The organism is Salaquimonas pukyongi (genome assembly GCF_001953055.1).
Classification (GTDB): Bacteria; Pseudomonadota; Alphaproteobacteria; order Rhizobiales; family Rhizobiaceae; genus Salaquimonas; species Salaquimonas pukyongi.
The window spans coordinates 2,391,009-2,411,077 of record NZ_CP019044.1; the positions used below are offsets into that span (position 1 = coordinate 2,391,009).

A 20,069-nucleotide genomic window follows, 5' to 3' on the forward strand; every position below is an offset into this window, starting at 1 on the left:
GGGAATTCACTTCTCCGCGAGATACTGGAAAGAGTAATGCTATCGCGTTGGGGCTTACATTTTGCCCTGGATGGCGCCGCGATCCTCAAGCTCGTCCTCGTCGGCACAAAGGTGCTCGTGCTTGGAGGACTTAAATCCGTTCCAGCTCTTGAAATAGTTGGCCGGATCCTGGATTTCCCCGCAGCGGGTCACGCTTGCCAGATTGCGCGGAATGCGCACCAGCGGATCGGCAACCCGGTCGCGTTCGATCAGCGTATTGGCACTGCTCTGGCCGAAGGAGTAACGCAGACCCAGCCAGGCGCTGTGATAGTCATCCTCACCGGCTTCCGCCTCACCGAAAACACTCCAGCGGCCGGAACCTTCAGGCATGAACTCGAAGCTGATATTGGCGGTGTGGCCGCGCGAGGTCAGGCGGTGGCCGAGCGATCCCCGCAGATTGTCGGTGAAGTAATAGGAAAAATCGACCTCATCGACGAATTCGGTCAGCACGTGCTGGCCGAACTGAACGCCGGCAAACACATCGATGGTAACCCGCCCGTTATACAGCGACCCTTCAACGCCCATCCGTCCGGCATGTTCGGGATTGACGTAGCCCCAGTCGCCGTAGATGCCGAGGAGGCCGACATCGGGATCGCGATAGAAAAGATGAAGCCCGGCGGCGGCACTGGTATAGCTCTCGCGATAACTGCCGATGCCCATATCGAGCTGTGCGCCAAAGCTGGGTGCAAACGGCATCGGCGTTGCAACAGACGCGATGAACATGTGATTGGTGCTTCCGCCGATGGCACCGCTTACCGCACTGAACTTGAAATTGACCCCGTCCACCGCTGGCCGCTGCTCGGCAACGGGCGTCGGATCGATCATGTTTACGCCGTCGGAGTTGGCAAGATCAGCCGCCACCGCAGGGCTTGCCAGCATGGCAGCCGCGGCGATTGTCAATCCCCAGCCTTTGATCTTTGCCCTCATCAATGGACAGCCCACCATCCCCGGTTGCGTCAAGAACCCGGGCCAGCCTTCCCAGGAAGTAGATTAACTAGGCCAGATTCGCCGAACTGGCAAAGAAAATACCGCTTTTCCCCGGCTTCAGGCAGCTGTCAGATGCCTGATACCTGCCTACTGTGGCAATCCGGCAACGTTTGCCGGGGTTAAAGCCGTTCGGACAGGCGCTGGTTAACCATAAAACGCTGGCCTACCGCATTGAAGAAGGCACGCGCCCGGCCGATTCTGCCTAGCGCAGCGCAGCGCAGAACCGCTGGATTCGCTCGCAAGCCTCGGTCAGGTCTTCCGTGCTGGTGGCATAGGAAATGCGGAAGTTCGGCCCCAGTCCGAAAGCCGAGCCATGCACCACGGCAACGCCTTCGGCTTCCAGCAATTCGCTGACGAAATCCTCATCGGTTTCAATGGTTTTGCCGGAGGGAGCGGTTTTGCCAATGCACCCTTCACAGGAAGGATAGACGTAAAAAGCCCCTTCGGGACCGGACAGGATATCCCTTTTGCCTGATTAAGCATGGAGACCACAAGATCACGGCGCTCCTCGAAAACCTTGCGCCGTTCGCCGATAAAGTCCTGCGGCCCGTTCAGCGCTTCCACCGCTGCCCATTGGGCGATCGAACAGGCCCCGGAAGTCTGCTGACCTTGGATCATGTCCATGGCCTTGACCAGTTCCTTGGGCCCTGCCGCATAACCGATGCGCCAGCCGGTCATTGCATAGGCTTTTGAAACGCCGTTCATGGTAAGCGTGCGCCCGTAAAGGGCGGGTTCCACCTGCGCGGGCGTGGCAAACTCAAAGCCGCCATAGCAAAGATGTTCATACATGTCGTCGGTCAGCACCCACACGTGGTCGTGCCGCATCAGTACGTCGGTCAGCGCCTTCAATTCGTCATGGCTGTAGGCTGCACCGGACGGGTTCGATGGCGAGTTGAAAATCAGCCATTTGGTCTTCGCCGTTACCACAGCTTCCAGAGCCTCAGGCTTCAGCTTGAAATTGTCTTCAATGGTGGTTTCGACAAAAACCGGCGTACCGCCGCAAATCGATACCATCTCCGGATAACTCACCCAGTAAGGCGCCGGAATAATGACTTCATCGCCCGGGTTGAGCGTTGCCATGAAGGCGTTGAACAGGATCTGTTTGCCGCCCGTACCCACGATGGTCTGTTCGGTTGTATATTCAAGCCCGTTTTCGCGTTTGAACTTGTCCACAATCGCCTGGCGCAGTTCTGGAATGCCGGCGACTGGTGTGTATTTTGTCTTGCCGTCGGCTATCGCCTTGTTGGCAGCCGCCTTGATGTTGTCAGGCGTATCGAAATCGGGCTCTCCGGCACCAAGGCCGATGACATCCCGGCCGGCAGCTTTAAGCTCCCTGGCCTTCTGGGAAACGGCAATTGTGGCCGATGGTTTAACGCGCGAAAGAATGTCGGCAAGAAACGCCATGACGGACTCCGGTGGGCAGTGGAAAATGCGGCAAAACTGATAGGACTCGCTGTGGCCGATTGCAAGCAAAAGCAGTGAGCTTGAGGCCATCGCGCCGGGTTTTTTTCGGACTTTATCGCCGATGGCCGCCGGTCAATCAGCGAAAACATGCCCCATTAGCCACCGGTCCACCCCGCATAACGGTTCCAGGCGTCCGATCAGGTAGTCAACACAGTTTGAGGAGAATACGGCATCGTCATAGGCCTCATTGCGATTGCGCACGACAATGCCCTTTTGACGCGCAAGTTTCTCTGCTTCCTGCGGCACCTCCAGTCCGGCCGGCACGCGTTTGAGCACAGGAGCTTCCAGATGACAACCGGCCTGCCGGGCCTGTTGCAAAGCATCTCCCAGCGCTTTGCGCTTGCCGCCATCGGCAATGGCCTCGCGGTAGCGTCGGAGCGTTTGCTTGTCGAAGCCCCACAAGCCGGCACCAAGCCCAAGGCCGCCTGCAGTAAAAACGACATGCAGCCCCGGCGAGCGCATGGGATGATCCCCGGCCCAGAAGATCAGGTGCAGATAGGTGTAGTAAGGCGTCTTGTCCTTTGAAAACCGTGTGTCGCGGTAGATGCGCCGCAGCGACCGGTTTGTGGCGGCAATTGCCTTGTGCGGCGGGTTCATCGCCGCCAGCTTTGGCGCAAGTGCATCAATCAGCGCCAGGCAAGGCCCTACTGCAAGCGTTTGAAACCGGTCGCGATTTTCAGCAAACCATTCCCGGCTGTTGTTCTCGGCCAGTTCCGCCAGAAACGCCGGCAGCGATTTCGGTATACCGGCAAACTCCGTCACCCTATCCCTCCAAACAAAAACCCTCCGGCACACAACCGGAGGGTTTGTTCAAAACGCCAATTTGGCGAAGCGATCAATCGTATGGCGAATTACAGGCCCGGCGAACGCCGGAAAATGCCATATAGGTATTCGATCCTGAATCATAGGAACGGTAATTCGCAAAGCACCAGTTGTAATGCGCCTGACTGTATCCGGGGCGCACGACCGGCGCCGGCTGTACATAGACGGGAGCCGGCTGCTGCACGATTACCTGCTGTTGGCGGGGGCGGGTCAAAGCACCCACAATGCCAAGGCCAACACCAACACCGATTCCGGTTGCAAGACCTTTGTGCCATTGCTTGTGAACAGCGGCGGCCGGTTGTGTGGATGCGGCAAGCGGCACCGTTGCCAGCATCGCAGCCGCCACAAAAGCGCTAACTGCTTTTCTCATGGAGTTTCTCCTCTCGGTCGGGTGCCAAACGCACCTGTTTTTGACGCTCGCACTTGCGAGATAGCCTTAAACTACCAGGCCGCCCCCAACCCAGATGTGACTTCCATCACATCCCAACCTTAAACCCGGAACCCGATTGAGACAAGCAAGCATGTCGAATTGTGAACATTCGCTCAGATCAGGCTTAACGGACAACCCATGGCATACAGATAGGAAAAACTTGCCGGAATTTGTTACCGCAGCTTAACCACTGTGCCAGTTTCACTGCCGGATTTCGCCCGGTTTAACGATCTGTCTGCCACCGGCTGCTATCGTTGCCATGTTAGCAGTGGGGTAGTGGGCGAAATCATGCGAATCCGGTTTTGGCTGTATTTGTTCTTCGGCGCGTTGTCGATGTTGCCGGTCATTTTCCTCGGCGCATGGGCGCAGAACAGGATTGACGCCGGCGCTGGGGCAATCGCCGGAAGTTCCATGCTGGTTCCAACGAGCTTCAGCCTTGCCGTAGCCGCCCTTGTCTCAATCCTGTTGTCCCATCTCATTTCCGAGCCGATGGAGCGCATGCAGGCTGCATTCCGGCATTTTCTTGAGACCGGTGAAGTTGCACCGCTAACCCAAAAGCGCCCGCCGTTTCTGCCCGCAGAGCAGCGCGAATTGGAAAGCTCATTCAACGCCATGGCTGAAAATTTGCGCAGCGCCCAGCGTGAACTGGCAAGACTTGCCTATTTCGACGACGTCACAGGCCTGCCAAGCCGCGATGCCGTCAACCGGCTGGGCGAGCGCGATCTCAGCAAGCTGGCCAATTCAGGCATGGAAGCTGTTCTCTTCTTCATCGACATCGACAACTTCAAGGAGATCAACGATACCCATGGTCACCAGACAGGCGATCAGGTTCTGCGATATCTGGGCGCCCGCATCGCAGACATTGTCGAACTGAATACCGGCCAATCCCCGGTCAAACCGGATCTCTCCTTCGACGCACGTACCGGCAAGGCCGCGCCCAGCCCCTGTCTTGCCCGCATTGGCGGTGATGAGTTTGCACTGTTTTTGCCTGAAAACAGGGGGTTTGCACAAAAGGACGCCATCGCAGAACAAATCCTGGATTCGGTCTCTGCGGCAATTCCCGGTATTCCCAGCAATCACTCCCTTGGCTGCAGCATCGGTGCTGCCATCTTTCCCGAAAACGGCCTGACCTTTCCTGAACTGATCAAGCGCGCCGACGTCGCCATGTACCACGTCAAAAAGTCCGGCAAATCCGGCATCCGTTATTACGGCATGGAAACCGGTGAAGTAAGTCTCGCTGAACTTCGCAGCAGCGTACAAAAGGCCATCGAGAACGATGAGATGGAATTGTTCTACCAGGCAAAAATCGATGCAGCTTCGAACGCCGTCAGTTCGGTGGAAGCGCTGGTGCGCTGGGTGCATCCGCAAAAGGGCGTCATCAATCCGGGGCACTTCATTCCGGCAATTGAAAACCATGAAACCACCAGCATGCTGGGTGAGTGGGTTATCCGGCGGGCCTGTGCCGACATGAAGTCCTGGGAAGCACAGGGCATGAAAATGAACATCGCCGTCAACATCGCCACACGGCATTTCATGTCTGACGGCTTTGCCGAACGCATTCGCAGCATCGTTACCTCGCAAGGGTGTGATCCCGGACGTTTTGAAATCGAGGTAACGGAGGAAACCGCACTTTCGCGTTACGATGAGCCCTCCAGCACGATCAGCGAATTGCAGCAAATCGGCTTCAAGGTGGCACTGGACGATTACGGAAGGGGCTATTCCAACCTCTCGCGCCTGTCGGAACTGCGCGTCGACACGCTCAAAATCGACGGACCGCTGACCGCCAGGTTGACCAGGGACCGCCGAACACGGGTCATTTTCGAGGCAACCGTCAACATGGCGCGCGGCCTTGGCTGCAAGACCGTTGCAGAAGGCGTGGAAACCGCGGAGGAAGCCGCAATCCTGCGAGAATTGGGGTGCACCGAATTGCAGGGCTTTTATTTTTCGACGCCGCTGCCGGTGGAAAGCTTCAACAACTGGTGGCGAAATCGCAATCGGCAGCAGGCCGAACTCGTCGCCTGAAGAGCGTCAATTCTCACAATAAGTTGAATTTGCTGGGCATATTGGGGTGCTTTACGGTTCGGTAACCATAACCGTATATCTTGGCGCTTGCGAGAGGCGGCGTTCACCCCACACGAACGTCGGCGACGACCCCACACCTGAAGCCGAGGTGTTCTCTAGCGTTGAGACGCTGGTTTGAGAACATTCCGTCCTCTCGCACCTTGCATCAAAGAAATTAAGCCTGCCGCTGAATGTGACGCTTCACAGGCTAGAGCGTGCCCTGGTTGGATGGGTTCGTTTGAACGCCGGGAGTTTGGTCTTTGGCAAGGAGGAAAATGCGACGCAGTGCAGGCACTGTCAGCGTTCTGCAACACAGCCCAGAGACCCGGGAACCAGGTTCAGGCGATTGCAGAACAAAAGGGTATTCCACATGGTATTGGATTAGCTGAGGTGTCTTTTCCGCGCTGGCTTCGTCGAAGTCCTCGTCCGATGCCATGGCATCGCTCTGCGGTATTCTCCTTGCCAGAAACGAAAAATCCATCCATGCAAACTGCTTCCATTTAAGCCGGACACGCTCTAGGTCAGAAAGGGATTGTTGAGCCGTTCGCGGCCTATCGTGCTGCCAGGCCCATGGCCACATATGAACGATACATCATCCCCAAGCGGCAACAGCTTCTCGCGGATCGAACGCAGCAGCGTGTCATGGTCGCCGCCAGGCAGATCCGTTCTGCCAATCGAACCCTGAAACAGCACATCGCCCACATGGGCAAACCGGTGGGCGCTATTGTAAAATACCACGTGACCGGGCGCATGGCCCGGACAATGCAATACTTCGAAAACATGTTCGCCGATGCTGACGGTATCGCCTTCTGCGAGCCACTGGTCGGGATAGGCATTTTGAAAGCCGCCGGGCACGCCGAACATCTCCGATTGCTGTTCGATGCTTTCGAGCAGCTCCCGGTCGGCCTCATGCGGGCCGATGATGGTTGCCCCAAGTGCCTGTTTGAGCGCTTCGGCTCCGCCGGCATGGTCGATATGGCCATGGGTTAGCCAGATGGTTTTGGCGGTAACGCCCGTTTCCTCCAACGCCGCCTTGATGCGCTCCACTTCTCCGCCCGGATCAATAACCACACCCTCCCTGGTCTCATCGTCCCACAGGATGGTGCAGTTTTGCTGAAACGGCGTAACCGTAACAATGGCCGCGGCGAGTTTTCCCATGATTGCTTCCGGTTTTTGGTTCTCCCGGTTGTAGGGATAGCCGCCCTTCATCAGCAAGGAAACCGGTTTTGCAAAAGAAAACGGGCGGCAAGCCGCCCGTCAAAACTTCACGATAATCGCGAAGGCTTATTTCTTCATCATGTTGGCCACAAGGCCGCCAATGCCGGTCAGTGCACCGCCGCCAACTGCGCCGCCTGCGACCTGGCCAATAATGCTGCCCATGTCCATTCCGCCAGCCGGATCGCCCGAAGCAGCACCCAGTAAGGCACCCAGCGGACCGGCGCCACTGGCCATACCGCCACCGATGATGCCACCGACGCCGCCCAGGAGCAGCTTGGTAACCATTTGCATGCCGACCGTCTTGATCAGATTGCCGACAACACCACCACCAACAGCACCAGAAACGGCCTGAATGATCAGCGGTACGATTACTTCCATCATATTTCTTCTCCCATAGACGGGCTCTGCCCGCACCCAAAGATGAAGAGCCGGAATGGCTCTGGCGGTGTATTAGACTTTTGTCGGGTAAAAGGCAAATTGAATTACCAAGCGTAAACTACTTACGCCCGGTAATGCTTCCTGTGCACCAACATGGGCAGATCAGGCTGCCTTGGTGGCACCGGCCTTGCCGGTCACCAGGGCTTCGTAGTCGTTCATCAGCGAACGGCTGATCTCGCCCGGTGTGAACGAATGAGAGCCGATTTGCGAAACGGGTGTCACTTCAGCTGCCGTTCCCGTCAAAAAACACTCGCTGAACCCGGACAGTTCATCCGGCATGATCGCGCGTTCTACGACCTCGATCCCCCGTGTCTTGGCCAGATCGATGACGGTGCGTCTGGTAATGCCGTCAAGAAAACAGTCCGGCGTCGGTGTATGAATGACACCGCCTGCAATGAAGAACAGATTGGCGCCCGTCGCCTCCGCTACCTGGCCGCGATAGTCCAGCATCATGGCATCGGCATAGCCCCTGGCTTCCGCTGCATGCTTGGAAAGCGTACAGATCATGTACAGCCCTGCGGCCTTGGCAAAGGACGGTGCGGTCGTCGGATCCGGCCTGCGCCACTCGGCGATGTCCAGGCGAATGCCCTTGAGCTTTTCCTCCGGATCGAAATAGCTTGGCCATTCCCATACCGCGATCGCCACATTGATGCGGTTTTTCTGCGCCGAAACGCCCATCATTTCGCTGCCGCGCCAGGCGACCGGCCGGATATAGGCGTCCCTCAGCCCCTGCTTTTCCAGCGAGGCAATGCAGGCTTCGTCAATTTCCTCAACCGTGTAGGGAATTTCCATGCCGAGCGTTTCAGCCGAATAAAACAGCCTTTCGGTGTGTTCGCGCAGCTTGAATATTTTGCCTTCATAAGCCCGCTCACCCTCAAACACCGAGCTTGCATAGTGCAACCCGTGGGTCAGCACGTGAACTTTGGCATCGCCCCATTCGATGAATTCACCGTTAAACCAGATATGGCCACCCATTTGATCGTAAGGAACGCCTGCCATCGGAATTCTCCAACCCGTTGTTTTTTCTCGTGTCCGGTTTTGCACTGGCGGTGCCGGCCGGACATTGTTCTGCCCGACATGTTAGTCGAGGTAACGAAAAAAGCCTATGCTTGACCAAAAAATATGTCAATAGTACTGACATATTTCGAAGAGAGCTGAAACCTTGCAACCACATTGCGTTAGGGATTATTGGGGCCTGGCCCACAACGGCCAAACGCCGCAACAAACAAGCAGCCCAGCATGACCGCCACCACCGAACCCGATGCAGAACACCACGCCGAACCGCTGACCGGTAACGATGTCAGCGAGATCGAGCTGATCGAACTGTTGTTCTTTGCCTATCGCGATTTTGTCGGCGACGCTGATCGCATTCTGGAGGCATTGGGCTTCGGGCGAGCGCACCACCGCGTGCTCTATTTTGTCAACCGCAGGCCCTCGATGACCGTGGCCGAACTGCTCGACCTGCTGGCGATAACCAAACAGAGTCTTGCCCGCGTTCTCAAACAGCTTGTCGAGTCGGGCTACATCGTTCAAAAAACCGGCCGCGAAGACCGCCGCCAGCGCCTGCTTTTCCCCACGCCTGCCGGCAGGGAGCTGATTCTCAGGCTCTCCGCGCCACAGTCCCGCCGCATCAACACGGCATTGAAGGCTGTCAGCACCGTCAGCCGGGAAGAAATTGCCGCGTTTCTGGGCGCCATGCGCAATCCCCCGGCAAGATAAAAACGGGCTGGAATTGCAAAGATACATGCAAAGGCACAACGATGAACCCTGCAACAACCGAAACCGTGGCCGAAAGAGAGCCTGCCTTTCTGGAAGACGATGCACCCCACCTTCTGGTCATAGACGATGACCGCAGAATTCGCGAGCTGATCCGCCGCTACCTTGCCGAACGCGGATTTCGTATCACGGTTGCCGCTGATGCCGCCGAAGCAAGACGCCATTTGGCTGGGCTGGAATTTGACCTTCTCATCGTGGATGTGATGATGCCGGGCGAGACCGGGTTAAGCCTGACGCGTGACATCAAGGAGAAAAACGATGTCCCGGTGCTCATGCTGACGGCACTGGCGGAAACGGAAAACCGCATTGACGGTCTGGAATCGGGCGCGGACGACTACCTGCCCAAACCCTTTGATCCGCGTGAACTCGTCTTGCGCATCAACAACATCCTCAAGCGCACCAGCCGGCCGGAAACTCCGGCGGTGGAAAACGTCAGTTTCGGCCCCTTCCAGTTTTCGGTGACCCGCCGGGAACTCAAACGCGACGGCCAGTTGATCCGTCTGACCGAGCGCGAACAGGAAATCATGATTGTCTTTGCAAGCCGGATGGGCGAAACGGTGGCCCGCCATGAGCTGCTCAGTGAAGGCTCCGATGCCGGTGAACGCAAGATCGACGTCCAGATCAACCGTCTGCGCCGCAAGATCGAGACCGACCCGGGTGACCCCAAGTGGTTGCAGACCGTGCGCGGCATTGGCTACCGGCTGTTTCCGGGATAAGGATGCGGCAACGCTATTTACCGCTTAGGACCGGGTTTGGGGATTCTTAAAAGCAACACCTATTACCGAAGCTGGCGCCGCAGTCCGCCAGCCCGGTTTCTGCGCTGGTTCGGCCGCAAAATGCCGAAAGGGCTCTATGCCCGCTCCATTCTGATCATCATCACTCCGATGGTGATCCTGCAGATCGTCATTGCCTATGTGTTCATGGAGCGGCACTGGCAGACCGTCACCCAGCGCCTGTCGAAATCGGTGACCGCCGATCTGGCCGCCATCATTGACGTGATCGAATCCTATCCCCAGGATGAGACCTATGACGAGATCACGCGGATCGCCCAGGAGCGCCTGCGTCTCAACGTCGCCATCCTGCCGCCCGATCCCTTCCCGCCCGCAACGGCCAAGCCGTTTTTCTCCATTCTCGACGACGTCCTGCAGGAGGAAATCACAAAGCAGATCGGCCGGCCTTTCTGGATCGATACGGTGGGCGATTCCAACCTGATTGAAATCCGCATCCGCCTTGAAGAACCCCAGCGCGTCCTGCGCGTCTATGCCCGCCGCAGTCAGGCATACGCCTCCAACTCGCACATCTTCCTGTTGTGGATGGTGGGTGCCTCACTGTTCCTGATCGTCGTCTCAATTCTCTTCCTGCGCAACCAGATCCGACCCATCCAGAACCTTGCCCGGGCCGCTGAGCTCTACGGCAAGGGCCGCGACCTGCCGATCGATTTTCAGATTCGCGGCGCGCGGGAAGTGCGCCAGGCAGGGCAGGCATTCCTGCAGATGCGCGAACGCATCGACCGTCAGATCACCCAGCGCACGGCCATGCTGACCGGCGTCAGCCACGATCTGCGCACCATCCTGACCCGTTTCAAATTGCAGGTCGCATTGCAGGGAGACGGCCCCGAGACGGAGGAACTGCAACGCGACATTGATGAAATGCAGCGCATGCTTCAGGGCTATCTCGATTTCGCCAAGGGCGAGACCGGGGAGGAAATCGCGAGTGTGCGCCTGATCGACCTGTTCGAGCGCCATCGCAACGAGGCTTCGTTGAAAAACTGCAAATACACCGTTTCCTGTCCAAAGAACCTGTCGATACGCGGTAGGCCGAATGCGCTGGCCCGCCTGGTCGGCAATCTGGTGACCAACGCTTTCCGCCATGCCGATACAGTAAAGGTGGCCGCAATTGACGACGGGCAGGATGTTGTCCTGTGGATCGACGACAACGGCGCGGGCATTCCGGCCAAGAACCGGGAGGAAGTGTTCAAGCCCTTCCTGCGGCTTGACGAGGCCAGAAACCAGGATGAGAGCGGCACCGGGCTCGGCCTTCCCATTGCCCGCGACATCGCCCGTCTGCATGGCGGCGACATCAAGCTGGAAGACAGTCCATTGGGCGGGCTGCGGGCTACCATCCGCCTGCCGCATTAGCCTGCCGCACGAAACTGGGTCGGCCTTGTTAATTCGAAGCACAGGTCAAGCAGGAACTGCTCCGCAGCGCTCAGTGCAGGCGGCTGCCGTTGGACACCGGCTTGTCCGGCGCTGCCAGCACCACGGCACCGTCTGGATCGGAAAAGCCGAGCGTCAGCACTTGTGACATGAAGGGGCCGATTTGCCGCGGAGGAAAATTGACAACCGCCATTACCTGCCGGCCTACGAGATCCTCCGGCTGGTAATGTATCGTGATCTGCGCTGAAGATTTGCGCACACCGATTTCTTCACCGAAATCAATTTGCAACTTGTAGGCAGGGTGCCGCGCCTCGGGAAAAGTCTCCGCCGCGACCACCGTGCCAACGCGAATGTCGACTTTAAGAAAGTCGTCAATGCTTATTTCACTCATTTGTCTACCTATGCTGAAAGTTCCTCAGAACGCAGCCGCGCTGCGTGAACAGCCCTTTTGACCAGCATTTCAAGCTGCTGGTCACCCATCAACACGCCAAGCGCAGCAGCCGTTGTGCCGTTGGGCGAGGTGACGTTCTCGCGCAACGCACCCGATGGTTCGTCAAGTTGAGACAACATCGCACCGGCTCCTGCAACGGTTTCACGCGCCAATGCATCGGCCAGATCAGGCGGCAGACCTTCATTCACACCTGCAGCGGCCATGCATTCAGCCAGATGGAATACGTAGGCAGGTCCGCTGCCGGAAACCGCGGTAACTGCATCAATCAACCTCTCGTCTTCCACCCAGCGAACCTTGCCGATTGCCGAAAGCAGGCTCCCGACCCGTTCCTTCTGCATTTCATTGCACCGCGCATTGGCGCAACATACCGTGATGCCTTTTCTGAGGATCGCCGGTGTATTCGGCATGGAACGGATCACCGGCACTTCGCCCAAATGCGTGGCAAGACGCGCCAGCGTTGTCCCGGCGGCAACGCTCACACAAACAGTCTCTTGCCCCGCTGCCGAAGCAATCGATGGGAGCACCGTATCCATGACCTGCGGCTTGACCGCAATCACCATCACATCGGGCTGATAGCCACTCGGAGGCTCGGAGCAGCAGCGAATGCCGTGGCTGGACAGCAATTCCACCATGGCCTTGCTCGGCGATGGGTCGATTACCGTCACGCGTTCCGCTGGAAAACCGCCTTCCATCCAGCCGGCCAGCATCGCCCCGCCCATGTTTCCAGCCCCGATAAGGCAAAGCTCAAACGCGTCCGCCATCCATTCGTTCCTTTGGAGAATTCATGATGGCAGTTCACTGCCATAGCGTTTCCACCGACTCAAGCAGAGCAAGCGGCTAAGGGCGCCGATCAATATTGCTGGTAGTAAAAAAAACGGAAAGCCGGTCAGGCGTTGCCGTGGGTTTCGAACAGCACGGCATCAAGCGCCTCCTTGCTGCTCTTGCCCGCCCAGACAACATACTGAAATGCCTGATAATAGCGCTCACAGGCTTCTAGCGCGCTGGTCAGGAGACATTCAAGCTGTTCGGCGGTTGGGTCCGCACCACCGTTGAGCAACAGGGTCTGGCGAAACATCACCGCGCCGTCCTCGCGCCACAGGTCGAAATGACCGATCAGCAATTGCTCGTTGACCTGGCTGATCAGGTTTACCGCTTCGTTTATCCGGTTTTCGGTGATTTTCAGATCGAAGGCACAGGCAAGATGAAGGGCTTCGAATTCTTCCATCCAGGAAAGAGACACGTCGTAGTCGGACCACACGCCACCAACCGTCATGCTGATTTCGTCGTTAATGCGTTCGAACTGCCAGTCATTGAGGGAGGCCACCTGCTCAAGCAGATCAACCGGATTGGTATCGCGCTCTACTTCCAACTCGAAAAGCCCCATTGCCCGTAAACTCCTTGTCCCCGTCATCTACCTCTGCCCGGCTGCATCAGTGCAACAAGGCGCCCAGCCGGCCGCTGCAACGGCCGGGCCCTGAAATCGGAAGCGGACAGGTTGCAAACCCTGAAAACAGGTGCCCCGTTGCGACCTGCCCGCTCCACCTTAGGCAACCGGGAGGAGGAAGTTGCCCAGGTCCGCCGCGAATCAAAACCTGAATTCAGTGTACCCGCGAAAGGCCGCCCCGCCACCGATGGCAGAACGTTTGGGCCGCGAATCTGTGGAGAAGAGCGGAATCAACCTCTTCAGAAGATTCGCTAACAGATTCTTCTGACTCCGCTTTTTCGCCCGGCAAGCCTGTGGATAATTTTTCAGAAAAATTTGCCGCCCGCCGCCTTCCGGGCAGGCAGGACAGGAGGATCGGCTACTTCTTTGCAGAAGAACGCTTGGCGGAGGGTTTGGCCGATTTTTCCAGCGCGGCGATTTTTGCTTCCAGCTTGTCGATGCGTTCGGCAAGGTGGTCGTTCTCGCTGCGTGCATTGGCTGCCATTTCCTTCACCGCGTCAAAGTCGTCGCGCTTGACCAGATCGAGATTGGAGAGCATGCGCTCCGCCTGATGGCGGAAGACGGTTTCTGCTTCCTTGCGCATGCCCTGGGCAACCCCGGCCGCATCGGTCATCAATTTTGCAAATTCATCAAATACGCGATTTGGACCGTCGGTCATGACATCTCTCCTGGAGGCTTTGCCGCCAATCGCGGCGGCTCAATAGAAATAGGACCACGACCGCGCCAAATCAACCACCTGCAAGGGCATGGTAACGGCTATGCTCACAGGCCGGACAGGCGAAAAAGGTCCGTCCTTGCCGCACAACACCACCTCCTGTAGGGGACAGACAATCCAGCGCGAGGGAAACCGCTTCATGTCATTTGCTACACCTGCCAGCGCAATCGCCTTTCCCCAGATCGATCCGGTGGCAATTTCCATCGGCCCGCTATCGGTACACTGGTACGGCCTTGCCTATGTGGCAGGCTTTCTGTTTGCCTGGTGGTATGCCCGGCAGCTTGTTTCAAACGCCGCGCTCTGGCCGCGCCATACCGCGAAGAACCTGCCCATTCATCCCGTCGATATCGACGATTTCCTGGTCTGGGCCGTTGTCGGCATCATCCTGGGCGGCAGGCTCGGCTATGTGCTTTTTTACGACCTTCCGGCCTATCTTCAAAACCCGCTGCGTGTGTTCATGCTGTGGCAGGGCGGCATGAGCTTTCATGGCGGTCTTACCGGATGCATCCTTGCCATGATCGCCTTTTCCCGCTCGCGCGGCTTCTCGGTTTTTCACCTGTTCGACGTGATCGGGCCAAGCGCCGCCATCGGCCTGTTTCTGGGAAGGGTGGCAAATTTCATCAATCAGGAACTTTACGGAAAGCCGACCGATTTTTTCCTCGGCGTCATCTTCCCGATCACCGGAGACGGTGTTGCCCGCCATCCAAGCCAGCTTTACGAAGGCGTGCTCGAAGGCCTCGTACTGTTCGTTTTCCTGCGATACCTGACCCATTCAAAGGGCAAACTGGGCCAACCCGGTTTCGTCGCCGGCGCCTTCGTCTGCGGTTATGCAATGGCCCGTATCGCAGTGGAATTCGTCCGTCTTCCCGATCCACAGATCGGATATCTCTTCGGCGGCTGGCTCACCATGGGCATGGTGCTCTCGCTTCCCTTTATCGCCATAGGTCTGTGGAGCATCGCAACCTCCAAGGACCGCAAGCCGACCTTTCGCAAAACCACTCCCGGCAAACCGGCGCGGGATGACGAATGACCGATCGTCCCTTCGCATCTCTGGAAGAAAAACTCGCCTTCCAGATCGCCCGGCAGGGGCCACTTTCCCTGGCTGCCTACATGCATGCCTGCCTCGCCGACCCGCAATTCGGGTATTATTCCAAGCGGCAGGGGATTGGTGAGAGCGCCGACTTCATAACCGCGCCGGAGATAAGCCAGATGTTCGGGGAACTGATAGGCGGCTGGTGTGTTGCCGCCTGGCAGCAGCTCGGCCGGCCTGACCCGTTCTGCCTTGCAGAATTCGGCCCGGGCAGAGGTACGCTGATGGCAGACCTGCTGCGGGCAGCAAAAAAGGCTGAGGGATTTACAAAGGCGGCTCATCTTGTGCTGGTCGAAACCAGCCCGCTGATGCGCGAACACCAGAAGGCAGCGCTGCAAAAGTGGAAAAATGCGCTCGGCGGTTTTGAATGGGCTGATCACATATCCGCCCTGCCCGGCATGCCCCTTGTCGCCGTCGCCAATGAGTTTCTCGATGCATTGCCATTCCGGCAATATATCAAGGCCGAAAACGGCTGGCGGGAGGCCGGCATCGCCGCCAATGACGCCGGCAAGCTGATCCGCGTGACCCTTCCCTGCCTCGCCGATCCGGCCATATTGCCCGACGGCGCGGACGATCAACCGCCGGGCGCGGTGTTTGAACATGCACCCGCCCGGGAAGCAGTGGTTGAAGAGGTTGCCACCCGCCTGATGGACCACGAGGGCGCGGCGCTTTTCATCGACTATGGCCACACCGCCTCCGGTTTTGGCGATACGTTTCAGGCCGTGCGCCACCATGGCTACACCGGCCCACTTGCTGAACCCGGCGCTCATGACGTCACCTCTCATGTGGATTTTGCCCGGCTGGTGGCTGCTGCAAACCGGACCGGATTGCCGCCCGCAGCGCTTGCCAGCCAGAGCGATTTCCTGATCGAACTTGGCCTGCTGGAGCGAGCCGGGGCACTTGGCCACGGCAAGAGCGCCGCCGTGCAGGAAACCCTTCGCCGTCAGGTCGAGCGCCTGGCAGGCGCAGATCAGATGGGCGGACTGTTCAAGGTGTTGCGCATCACAAACCCGGTACTGGCATTGCCCGGTCACGGCAAAGCACTGTCCGCACCGTCCGCTTGACATGCAACGGTCGAGCCGTGAAACATCGCCGGACCGACATTGCCAGCAGAGCAGGCGAAGAATGAAGGACGGCGCCGCCGAACCAAACCCCATCATCGCGGAGCCGCTGGCTGCCGCTGGCGTTCAACACGGCTTCTTCACCCGTGAGGGCGGCGTGTCTGAAGGCATATACCGGGGACTTAACACCGGCATTGGCTCGGACGACGAGCGCGCAAACGTGCTGGAAAACCGGCGCCGCGTCGCGGCCTGCCTTCAGGTTCCCCCGCAAGACCTTGCAACGATTTACCAGATCCATTCCAGCGATGTGCTGACAATCAGCGAAGTGCCGTCAGGTGAACGCCCAAAGGGCGATGCGCTCGTCACCGCAACGCCGGGAGTTGCGATCGGTGTTTTGAGTGCCGATTGCGGACCGGTCCTGTTTGCCGATCCGCAAAACCGCGTCATCGGCGCGGCCCATGCCGGGTGGAAAGGGGCAACCAGCGGTGTTCTGGAAAACACCGTCAAGGCGATGGAGGCAATTGGTGCGCGCTGCGCGCACATTCGCGCCATCCTTGGCCCCACCATAAGCCGGAAAAACTATGAAGTCGGCCCGGAATTCATGGACCGGCTGCTGGCGCTTGATCCTGCCAATGAACGCTGGCTTGCCCCTTCCAGGCGCGAAGGCCACGCCATGTTCGACCTGCCCGGTCATATCGTCAATCGTCTGCAAAACCTGTGCGGCACGGCCCAATGGACCGGACAGTGCACCTATGCAGATGAGACGCGTTTTTATTCATACCGCCGCACAACGCACCGGGGCGAACCGGATTACGGCCGGCAGATTTCGGCGATCTGCCTGCACTGATTTTTCCCGAAAGAAAGGGCACAAAGCATGACGCTGCACTTCACCCGCAAGGAATATGCTGCCCGGATGGACCGTCTTAAGGCTGAAATGGATAAAGCTGGCGTGGACGGCATGCTGTTGTTTGCCCAGGAGAGCATGTACTGGCTCACCGGCTATGACACGTTCGGATACTGCTTTTTCCAGTGCATGATCGTCTCGGCAAAAGGCGAAATCACCCTGCTGACCCGTGCACCGGATCTGCGTCAGGCTCAACACACTTCCATCGTTGAAGACATTCGCATCTGGAACGATCATGCCAGCGCCAAACCGGAAACCGATCTGAAGGACACGCTTGCCGATCTGGGCTATGCGAACAAGACGCTGGGCATTGAGCGTAAGACCGTAGGCCTTAACGCCTATTACGGCGATGCGATCAACCGTGTTCTGACAGGCTTCGTCAAGCTGACCGACCAATCACCAATGGTGGACACCCTGAGAATGGTCAAATCGGCGGCGGAGCTGAAATATATCCGCAAAGCCGGCGAACTGGCAGACGATGCGCTGGACGCAGCCATCGCCACTACAAGGGCAGGCGCCGACGAGGGCGACATTCTGGCCGCCATGCATTCTGAAATCTTTTCGAAGGGCGGCGATTATGCCGGCAACGAGTTCATCATCGGATCGGCTGCAGACGCCCTGCTGTGCCGCTACAAGTCGGGCCGCCGAAAGCTGTCGAAAAATGACCAGTTGACGCTCGAATGGGCTGGTGCCTACCGGCACTATCACGCCGCCATGATGCGCACGATTGTCATCGGCAAACCGAAGAAACGGCATTTGCAGCTTTACGAAGCAAGCCGCGACGCACTCACCGCGGTGGCTGATGCCATGCAGATCGGCAACACGTTCGGGGACATGTTCAATGCCCATGCCAGGACACTGGATGATGCGGGCCTGCACGATCACCGGCTCAATGCCTGCGGCTATTCCATGGGCGCTTCCTTCACACCCTGCTGGATGGACCCGCCCATGATCTATGAGGCCAACCCCACGGTGATTGAGGAAAACATGGTGCTCTTTCACCACATGATCATCGCCGACAGCGACAGCAAAACAGCGATGACGCTGGGTTGCAGCTACATTGCAACCCGCAAGGGACCTGAATGCCTCTCGCGCCACGAAATTGACCTGATCCGCTGTTAGCGGCAAGAATAGTGCCATGGCAGCTTGGTGATTCTCGTTGTAAAAACCTGCCGGGATCAAAACCGTACCTGCCGTACCGGGCTCCGCTGCAAAAAAGGTGTCCGGTGACAATCATCCGCCTGGCGGCAACAGGCTATTTGAGTGCGGGAATTACGGGGATGCGGCAACTTCACGGTCATATGATTTCAACCTGGCCCCTTGCGGCCACCGGCAGGCTCATTGCGGCGCTCAGCCTGTTGACGATGCTTGTCATCCTGAGTGCCTGCAACTCCGGATCGCTCACCGAAGGCCTTCAAAGTGCTGCCGGTCCGCAGCCTTCCCAGTCGGTAGGAAACCAGCCGGGCAATGTCAGCGGTGGCACAGCGACACTGGATGGCGCTGCAACCAACCCGGCAGGCCAGGCCGGCCAGCAGACCGCGGCGCTTCCTGCCGGTAATTCCGTGACCTTTTTGCCGGTATCAAACGCCCCGCAAACGGCCGTCACCAACCTTGCGCGCTCAATTCGCAGCGAGGCCCAAAAACAGGGCGTGCCTGTGGTCGCCTCCGTTCAGCAGGGCGCGGCCTATCAGGTGAAGGGTTATTTTTCCGCACTGGAGGACGGTTCCGGCACGCTGCTGGTCTATGTCTGGGATATTCTCGACCGCAACAACAAGCGCGTTTACCGCATCAATGGCCAGGAGCAGGCCGGGGGCCGCAGCTCAGACCCCTGGGCAGCGGTCACGCCGCAAATGCTGGATCGAGTCGCCCAGTCGACCATGGCGCAGTTGAAAAGCTGGCTCTCCACAAGGTGAAGTTTGCAGCAATGTACGCTGCCGGCGCTTCATCGGGAGTTTTCTACAGTTTAATGCGCCTTGCGGCAGATTGGCGGCCAATCACGCATTGAAGCATTCCGCAGCTTCCCCTATAGACGACGGGCAAAAGCGCACCCATCAGCACCATCGGCAATCCGGGCTGGCTTCATGAAACTGTTTGCAGGCAATTCCAACCGCTCGCTGGCCGGGCAAATCTGCAACTATCTCGATATCCAGCTTGGAAAGGCAAACGTCCGCCGTTTTGCCGACCAGGAAATCTTCATCGAGGTTTTGGAAAACGTTCGTGGCGAGGACTGCTTCATTCTGCAGTCCACTTCCTACCCCGCCAATGACCATCTGATGGAACTGCTGATCATGATCGACGCGCTGCGGCGGGCATCCGCGCGGCGTATCACGGCGGTGCTACCGTATTTCGGCTATGCCCGTCAGGACCGCAAACCCGGCCCCCGCACGCCGATCTCCGCAAAGGTGGTGGCAAACCTGATCACCACCGCAGGCGCCGACCGTATCCTGACCCTTGATCTGCACGCAGCACAGATTCAGGGCTTTTTCGATATCCCGACCGACAACCTCTTCGCCGTTCCGGTGCTCGCAAGGGACGTGAAGGAAAACTACGCCCTTGAAAACGTCATGGTGGTTTCACCGGATGTTGGCGGCGTTATTCGTGCCCGGGCTCTGGCGAAACGCCTCGACTCCATGCTGGCAATTGTCGACAAGCGCCGTGACCGTCCCGGCGAATCGGAAGTCATGAACGTCATCGGCGATGTCGACGGCAAGGATTGCCTGCTGATCGACGACATCATCGACTCGGGGGCACCCTTTGCAACGCTGCCGAAGCGCTGCTGGAAAAAGGCGCGACCAGCGTTACCGCCTATATTACTCATGGCGTACTGTCCGGCGGCGCTGTTTCCCGTATTACCTCTTCCAAACTGAAGGAACTGGTAATCACCGACTCCATCGAACCCACCTCCGCCGTTGCAACCGCCAGAAACATCCGCGTGGTTTCCGTTGCCGAACTGGTAGGAGAGGCAATCCAGAGAACCGCGCTGGAAAAATCTGTTTCCAGCCTTTTCGACTAG

At 58.1% G+C, this 20,069-nt stretch carries 19 protein-coding genes and 2 pseudogenes; 10 read left to right on the forward strand and 11 right to left on the reverse strand.

Annotated features, from left to right (window positions below):
• Window positions 1–54: 54 nt before the first annotated feature.
• From BVL55_RS11395 to BVL55_RS11410, 4 genes and pseudogenes are all read right to left on the reverse strand, one after another.
• Window positions 55–966 carry a hypothetical protein gene (locus tag BVL55_RS11395; protein ID WP_075996998.1) on the reverse strand — a complete coding sequence of 304 codons (912 nt, stop codon included), beginning with the start codon at window positions 964–966 and terminating at the stop codon, window positions 55–57.
• A 262-nt stretch (window positions 967–1,228) separates the two neighbouring features.
• Window positions 1,229–2,520 (reverse strand): annotated as a pseudogene (locus BVL55_RS11400) (pyridoxal phosphate-dependent aminotransferase).
• A gap of 42 nt (window positions 2,521–2,562) precedes the next feature.
• A complete protein-coding gene (locus BVL55_RS11405) occupies window positions 2,563–3,252 on the reverse strand; it encodes a TIGR02453 family protein (RefSeq protein ID WP_075996999.1) in 690 nt (229 codons plus the stop codon).
• A gap of 73 nt (window positions 3,253–3,325) precedes the next feature.
• The gene (locus tag BVL55_RS11410; protein ID WP_075997000.1) at window positions 3,326–3,682 is read right to left on the reverse strand and encodes a BA14K family protein; all 357 of its coding nucleotides are present in this window, start codon (window positions 3,680–3,682) and stop codon (window positions 3,326–3,328) included.
• A gap of 348 nt (window positions 3,683–4,030) precedes the next feature.
• On the opposite strand from BVL55_RS11410, the gene BVL55_RS11415 reads away from it, so the two are divergent.
• Window positions 4,031–5,764 carry a putative bifunctional diguanylate cyclase/phosphodiesterase gene (locus BVL55_RS11415; protein WP_075997001.1) on the forward strand — a complete coding sequence of 578 codons (1,734 nt, stop codon included), beginning with the start codon at window positions 4,031–4,033 and terminating at the stop codon, window positions 5,762–5,764.
• 555 nt (window positions 5,765–6,319) lie between these two features.
• On the opposite strand, the gene BVL55_RS11425 is transcribed toward BVL55_RS11415, so the two are convergent.
• The 3 genes from BVL55_RS11425 to BVL55_RS11435 form a co-directional block, all read right to left on the reverse strand.
• A complete protein-coding gene (locus tag BVL55_RS11425; RefSeq protein ID WP_075998105.1) occupies window positions 6,320–6,961 on the reverse strand; it encodes an MBL fold metallo-hydrolase in 642 nt (213 codons plus the stop codon).
• A 126-nt stretch (window positions 6,962–7,087) separates the two neighbouring features.
• Window positions 7,088–7,399, reverse strand: a complete 312-nt coding sequence (locus BVL55_RS11430) for a hypothetical protein (protein ID WP_075998106.1) — start codon at window positions 7,397–7,399, stop codon at window positions 7,088–7,090.
• Window positions 7,400–7,561: 162 nt separating this feature from the next.
• Window positions 7,562–8,458 carry a branched-chain amino acid aminotransferase gene (locus tag BVL55_RS11435; protein ID WP_075997003.1) on the reverse strand — a complete coding sequence of 299 codons (897 nt, stop codon included), beginning with the start codon at window positions 8,456–8,458 and terminating at the stop codon, window positions 7,562–7,564.
• A gap of 240 nt (window positions 8,459–8,698) precedes the next feature.
• Between BVL55_RS11435 and BVL55_RS11440 the strand changes: the two genes are divergently transcribed.
• The 3 genes from BVL55_RS11440 (at window position 8,699) to BVL55_RS11450 (ending at window position 11,373) form a co-directional block, all read left to right on the forward strand.
• Window positions 8,699–9,178, forward strand: coding sequence for a MarR family winged helix-turn-helix transcriptional regulator (locus tag BVL55_RS11440; RefSeq protein WP_075997004.1), 480 nt, complete (start codon window positions 8,699–8,701; stop codon window positions 9,176–9,178).
• A 41-nt stretch (window positions 9,179–9,219) separates the two neighbouring features.
• Entirely contained in the window at window positions 9,220–9,951 is a 732-nt protein-coding gene (locus BVL55_RS11445) for a response regulator (RefSeq protein WP_075997005.1), read from the forward strand.
• 120 nt (window positions 9,952–10,071) lie between these two features.
• Window positions 10,072–11,373 (forward strand): ATP-binding protein, encoded by a 1,302-nt coding sequence (locus BVL55_RS11450; protein ID WP_075998107.1) that lies wholly within the window; start codon window positions 10,072–10,074, stop codon window positions 11,371–11,373.
• 70 nt (window positions 11,374–11,443) lie between these two features.
• On the opposite strand, the gene BVL55_RS11455 is transcribed toward BVL55_RS11450, so the two are convergent.
• The 4 genes from BVL55_RS11455 to BVL55_RS11470 form a co-directional block, all read right to left on the reverse strand.
• Complete coding sequence (locus BVL55_RS11455; protein WP_075997006.1) at window positions 11,444–11,782, reverse strand: tRNA-binding protein; 339 nt, start codon at window positions 11,780–11,782, stop codon at window positions 11,444–11,446.
• An 8-nt stretch (window positions 11,783–11,790) separates the two neighbouring features.
• On the reverse strand, window positions 11,791–12,603 hold the full coding sequence (gene proC, locus BVL55_RS11460; protein ID WP_075997007.1) for a pyrroline-5-carboxylate reductase: 813 nt from the start codon (window positions 12,601–12,603) through the stop codon (window positions 11,791–11,793).
• 125 nt (window positions 12,604–12,728) lie between these two features.
• Entirely contained in the window at window positions 12,729–13,226 is a 498-nt protein-coding gene (locus BVL55_RS11465) for a type III secretion system chaperone family protein (protein ID WP_075997008.1), read from the reverse strand.
• Window positions 13,227–13,644: 418 nt separating this feature from the next.
• Window positions 13,645–13,944, reverse strand: a complete 300-nt coding sequence (locus BVL55_RS11470) for an accessory factor UbiK family protein (RefSeq protein WP_075997009.1) — start codon at window positions 13,942–13,944, stop codon at window positions 13,645–13,647.
• 196 nt (window positions 13,945–14,140) lie between these two features.
• On the opposite strand from BVL55_RS11470, the gene lgt reads away from it, so the two are divergent.
• The 6 genes and pseudogenes from lgt (at window position 14,141) to BVL55_RS11500 (ending at window position 20,069) form a co-directional block, all read left to right on the forward strand.
• A complete protein-coding gene (gene lgt, locus BVL55_RS11475; RefSeq protein ID WP_075997010.1) occupies window positions 14,141–15,031 on the forward strand; it encodes a prolipoprotein diacylglyceryl transferase in 891 nt (296 codons plus the stop codon).
• Window positions 15,028–16,155, forward strand: coding sequence for a class I SAM-dependent methyltransferase (locus BVL55_RS11480; protein ID WP_075997011.1), 1,128 nt, complete (start codon window positions 15,028–15,030; stop codon window positions 16,153–16,155). The genes lgt and BVL55_RS11480 overlap by 4 nt, the downstream gene beginning before the upstream one ends.
• A 61-nt stretch (window positions 16,156–16,216) precedes the next feature.
• The gene (pgeF, locus tag BVL55_RS11485) at window positions 16,217–16,999 is read left to right on the forward strand and encodes a peptidoglycan editing factor PgeF (RefSeq protein WP_075997012.1); all 783 of its coding nucleotides are present in this window, start codon (window positions 16,217–16,219) and stop codon (window positions 16,997–16,999) included.
• 27 nt (window positions 17,000–17,026) lie between these two features.
• Window positions 17,027–18,178, forward strand: coding sequence for a M24 family metallopeptidase (locus BVL55_RS11490; RefSeq protein WP_075997013.1), 1,152 nt, complete (start codon window positions 17,027–17,029; stop codon window positions 18,176–18,178).
• 158 nt (window positions 18,179–18,336) lie between these two features.
• A complete protein-coding gene (locus tag BVL55_RS11495) occupies window positions 18,337–18,969 on the forward strand; it encodes a hypothetical protein (RefSeq protein WP_156892526.1) in 633 nt (210 codons plus the stop codon).
• A gap of 168 nt (window positions 18,970–19,137) precedes the next feature.
• A pseudogene (locus BVL55_RS11500) lies at window positions 19,138–20,069 on the forward strand (ribose-phosphate pyrophosphokinase).